The sequence below is a fragment of the Candidatus Electronema sp. PJ genome (assembly GCF_048287395.1).
In the GTDB taxonomy this organism is placed as follows: Bacteria; Desulfobacterota; Desulfobulbia; order Desulfobulbales; family Desulfobulbaceae; genus Electronema.
Genome location: NZ_JBLWEO010000021.1, coordinates 1 through 3,091 on the forward strand (window position 1 = coordinate 1; position 3,091 = coordinate 3,091).

Sequence of the window (3,091 nt, forward strand, 5' to 3'; positions counted from 1 at the left end):
AGTTGAACGGACTTTTTCATGGATGCAAAGAAAATTCCGCCGTCTGGTTGTCCGCTGGGAAAGGCAGCCCTGCTGCTTTGATTCTTTTCTCTGTCTGGCTGTTTGTTTTATGTGGGTACAATTATTAGTGGGATAGGTTCACATGATCGTTTTATATCGCTACAGCTATAGTCTGCTTTGGCAACGTTGGTTGCAGTCCGTTTCTGCTTGGCTTTTGCGGTGAACGTGATGTTGCGGTCAGCTTTTTGGATGAGCAAGGCCGCTTTCTGGCGCGGGTTGTGGGGCCGGTCTCCGGCAATGTTCTCCTGCGGCGGGAGCAGTATCGCAAGGCCGATGATTCGGCTTTTTCAGCGCAGATGGCAAGGGCTTTCCTCAGTGGCAAAGTCGCTGGCTGCCGCAATGTGTTGTCACGTGCTTTACGGGATCACAGCGGCAAAATTGACGCGGATCAGGTCAAACAGGCAGCGGATCATTTAGGCGCGTCACTGCGACGGCTTCAGGAAAAGCTGGATTTGGATGCGGCAAGGGGTGTTGAAGGTGATGCCGCCCATATCTATTTCAGCAGTTTTGACCACCTTATTCTGCGAAATAAAGAGGATTTTTTCTTTCATGAACGCAGCCGCCGTCCGCCGCTTGATCGGGTCAACTGCCTGCTGTCCTTTCTGTACACCTTGGTCATGCACGACATGCGTTCAGCTTTGGAATGCGTTGGCCTTGATCCGGCGGTTGGTTTTCTTCATCGGGACAGACCTGGGCGGCAAGGGCTTGCCTTGGACATGCTGGAGGAATTTCGGCCTTTCGCTGACCGGATTGCCTTGTCGTTGATCAATCTTGGCCAGCTTCAGGCCAAGGATTTTGTCATCAGCGCAAGCGGCGGTGTGTGGATGCAGGATGAGGCGAGAAAGACGCTGCTGACCACCTATCAGGAGCGAAAGCAGGAAGTGCTGGAACACCCATTCCTCTCGGAAAAAATGCCGCTCGGCCTCTTTTTTCACGCGCAAGCCCTGCTGCTGGCCCGTTTCCTGCGCGGCGATTTGGACGGCTATCCGCCGGTGATGTTTGGATAATGAAACAGGGCAGCTCTTGCATTGCCCTTGTGTTGCATACGTGATACACTGACAGCAGACAATTCACACAAGGAGCCTTTCCATGAAAACTGCTGTCGTTCATGCCCGCATCGAACCGGAAACCAAGGAAAAAGCGGAACATATTCTCCGCCGCCTTGGAATAAGCCCAACTGAAGCCATTCGGATATTTTACAATCAAATCTGTCTTGGCAACGGCCTTCCTTTTCCAGTTGTCATTCCCATTCCCAATCAATGCACGGCGGCCACGCTTGAAAAAAGCAAACTGGGCGAGGAAATTGAAGAATTTTCATCTCTTGATGAAATGTTCAGCACTTGGCCTTCTTCATGAAGAACGTTTCCCAAACCAAGCAGTTTGCGAAAGATTTAAAACGAATATCAAAACGTGGCAAGGATTTGAATAAGCTGAAGCAAGTGGTTTCCCGTCTTGCCAAAGGGGAGCCTCTTGAGGCAAGTTGCCGCGATCATGCGTTGATCGGAAAATGGAAGCCATCCAGAGATTGCCACATTGAACCGGATTGGATTCTTATTTACACCATCGATGACGAAAACCTACGGCTGGAACGGACAGGAACTCATAGCGATCTTTTTAAGATGTAAGGCACAATTTTACAATGTTTGTTTTGGTCAGCTATGATGTGCAGACAAGCGATCCCAATGGCCCGAAGCGGCTGCGGCGAGTCGCCAAGATTTGCCGGGATTACGGGCAGCGGGTGCAATATTCGGTCTTTGAGTGCATCGTGCCGCCTGACAAATGGGTGAGGATGCGGGCACGGCTGATTGAGGAAATTGACGAAGAGACAGACAGCCTGCGTTTTTACTTTCTCGGTGCCAACTGGCGGCAACGGGTCGAGCACATTGGGGCTAAAGTGGCGATTGATCAGGAAGGCCCGCTGATTGTCTGATTATTCGCCCCGCGTGCCGTGGGGGTGACGCTAACTTTTGCACCTAATCAGCAAGCCCGAACTCAGCTGGATGGGCTGGAGCCGGAAATTATTGAGGGGTTTTAAGGCGGATGTCGAGAACGCAGAGGGCGGCAATTCCCAGCGGATTTGACAAAGCTCTGCCAGAAGCGGTACTGTAAAGAGTACCGCTTTTTTTATTTCTTCTGAAGGAGCAAAGGGCAATGAGAGAAACAACAGCAAACCGTTTTCGCAAGCAGTTGAAGCCTGAAGTTGACCGATGTATAGAAAATCATGAAATTTTACGGGTAATCAGGAGGAACGGGGAAAATTTTGTCGTGCTGGGCGAGGAAGATTGGGAAGCGATAACAGAAACGATTTACCTCAATCAGTTTCCCAGATTAGCGGAAAGCATTAAGGAGGCGAGCCGTGAACCGCTTGAGGATGGCACACCGTTTGAGGATTTGGAATGGTGAAATGGCGGGTTGTGTTATCCAGTCAGGCGGTCAAGGATGCAAAGAGGCTGAATCAAGCTGGCTTGCGAGCAAAGGCGGAGCAACTTTTGCTTCTTTTACAAGAAGACCCTTTTGCCCGTCATCCTGCCTATAAAAAGCTGGTGGGAAATTTGAGCGGATTCTATTCCCGACGAATCAACATTCAGCACAGGTTGGTTTATTCAGTTGATCAGGCAGAACATGTTGTGCATGTGTTGAGGATGTGGACACATTATGATTGACATCGCCCTGATTGGAGGGCGACGCTAACTTTTGCACTTGATCAGCCGAGCAGAAAAAAAGCAGGAACCTAGCCAAACGATTTAATCGGCCCTCAAATCAATTTTCAACGCAAAAAATTCCCTACTACCGCTGCCCTGATCGTGCAGCCAGCAGCCCGCTGAGGCTGTTCCTGAGAGTTTTCCTGAGTCGCCCCCCGCATGGGGGGCGACTGACCCAATTAGGATTATGAGCTATCTTCACTTTACCGGACACACTAAGTACCCTAACAGGGACAGGAGGTGTGTATATGGTCAATCGAAGGTACGATTCCGATTTCAAGCGAGAAGCCGTGCGCATGGTTGTGGAAGACGGTCTGGGCATTCGCGAG

Annotated in this window: 5 protein-coding genes and 1 pseudogene; all 6 read left to right on the forward strand. The window is 50.5% G+C overall.

Annotated features, from left to right (window positions below; genetic code table 11):
• Nucleotides 1-164: 164 nt before the first annotated feature.
• A pseudogene (gene cas1c / locus ACNKIB_RS02635) lies at nucleotides 165-1,067 on the forward strand (type I-C CRISPR-associated endonuclease Cas1c); the annotation flags it as partial.
• An 82-nt stretch (nucleotides 1,068-1,149) separates the two neighbouring features.
• The gene (locus tag ACNKIB_RS02640) at nucleotides 1,150-1,416 is read left to right on the forward strand and encodes a type II toxin-antitoxin system RelB/DinJ family antitoxin (RefSeq protein WP_417908990.1); all 267 of its coding nucleotides are present in this window, start codon (nucleotides 1,150-1,152) and stop codon (nucleotides 1,414-1,416) included.
• Nucleotides 1,413-1,685: a type II toxin-antitoxin system YafQ family toxin gene (locus tag ACNKIB_RS02645; protein ID WP_417908991.1), complete on the forward strand. Its 273-nt coding sequence runs from the start codon at nucleotides 1,413-1,415 to the stop codon at nucleotides 1,683-1,685. The genes ACNKIB_RS02640 and ACNKIB_RS02645 overlap by 4 nt, the downstream gene beginning before the upstream one ends.
• Nucleotides 1,686-1,699: 14 nt before the next feature.
• The gene (gene cas2, locus ACNKIB_RS02650) at nucleotides 1,700-1,990 is read left to right on the forward strand and encodes a CRISPR-associated endonuclease Cas2 (protein WP_417908992.1); all 291 of its coding nucleotides are present in this window, start codon (nucleotides 1,700-1,702) and stop codon (nucleotides 1,988-1,990) included.
• A 221-nt stretch (nucleotides 1,991-2,211) separates the two neighbouring features.
• Nucleotides 2,212-2,463, forward strand: a complete 252-nt coding sequence (locus ACNKIB_RS02655; protein ID WP_417908993.1) for a type II toxin-antitoxin system Phd/YefM family antitoxin — start codon at nucleotides 2,212-2,214, stop codon at nucleotides 2,461-2,463.
• Entirely contained in the window at nucleotides 2,457-2,723 is a 267-nt protein-coding gene (locus tag ACNKIB_RS02660) for a Txe/YoeB family addiction module toxin (protein WP_417908994.1), read from the forward strand. Before ACNKIB_RS02655 ends, ACNKIB_RS02660 begins: the two co-directional genes overlap by 7 nt.
• The last annotated feature ends 368 nt before the right edge of the window (nucleotides 2,724-3,091 follow it).

What these genes read in the sequence shown, in the direction of transcription:
- ACNKIB_RS02660 (WP_417908994.1), top strand. Translation starts at nt 2,457, where the DNA reads ATGGTGAAATGGCGGGTTGTGTTATCCAGTCAGGCGGTCAAGGATGCA.
- ACNKIB_RS02645 (WP_417908991.1), top strand. Translation starts at nt 1,413, where the DNA reads ATGAAGAACGTTTCCCAAACCAAGCAGTTTGCGAAAGATTTAAAACGA.
- ACNKIB_RS02640 (WP_417908990.1), top strand. Translation starts at nt 1,150, where the DNA reads ATGAAAACTGCTGTCGTTCATGCCCGCATCGAACCGGAAACCAAGGAA.
- ACNKIB_RS02655 (WP_417908993.1), top strand. Translation starts at nt 2,212, where the DNA reads ATGAGAGAAACAACAGCAAACCGTTTTCGCAAGCAGTTGAAGCCTGAA.
- cas2 (WP_417908992.1), top strand. Translation starts at nt 1,700, where the DNA reads ATGTTTGTTTTGGTCAGCTATGATGTGCAGACAAGCGATCCCAATGGC.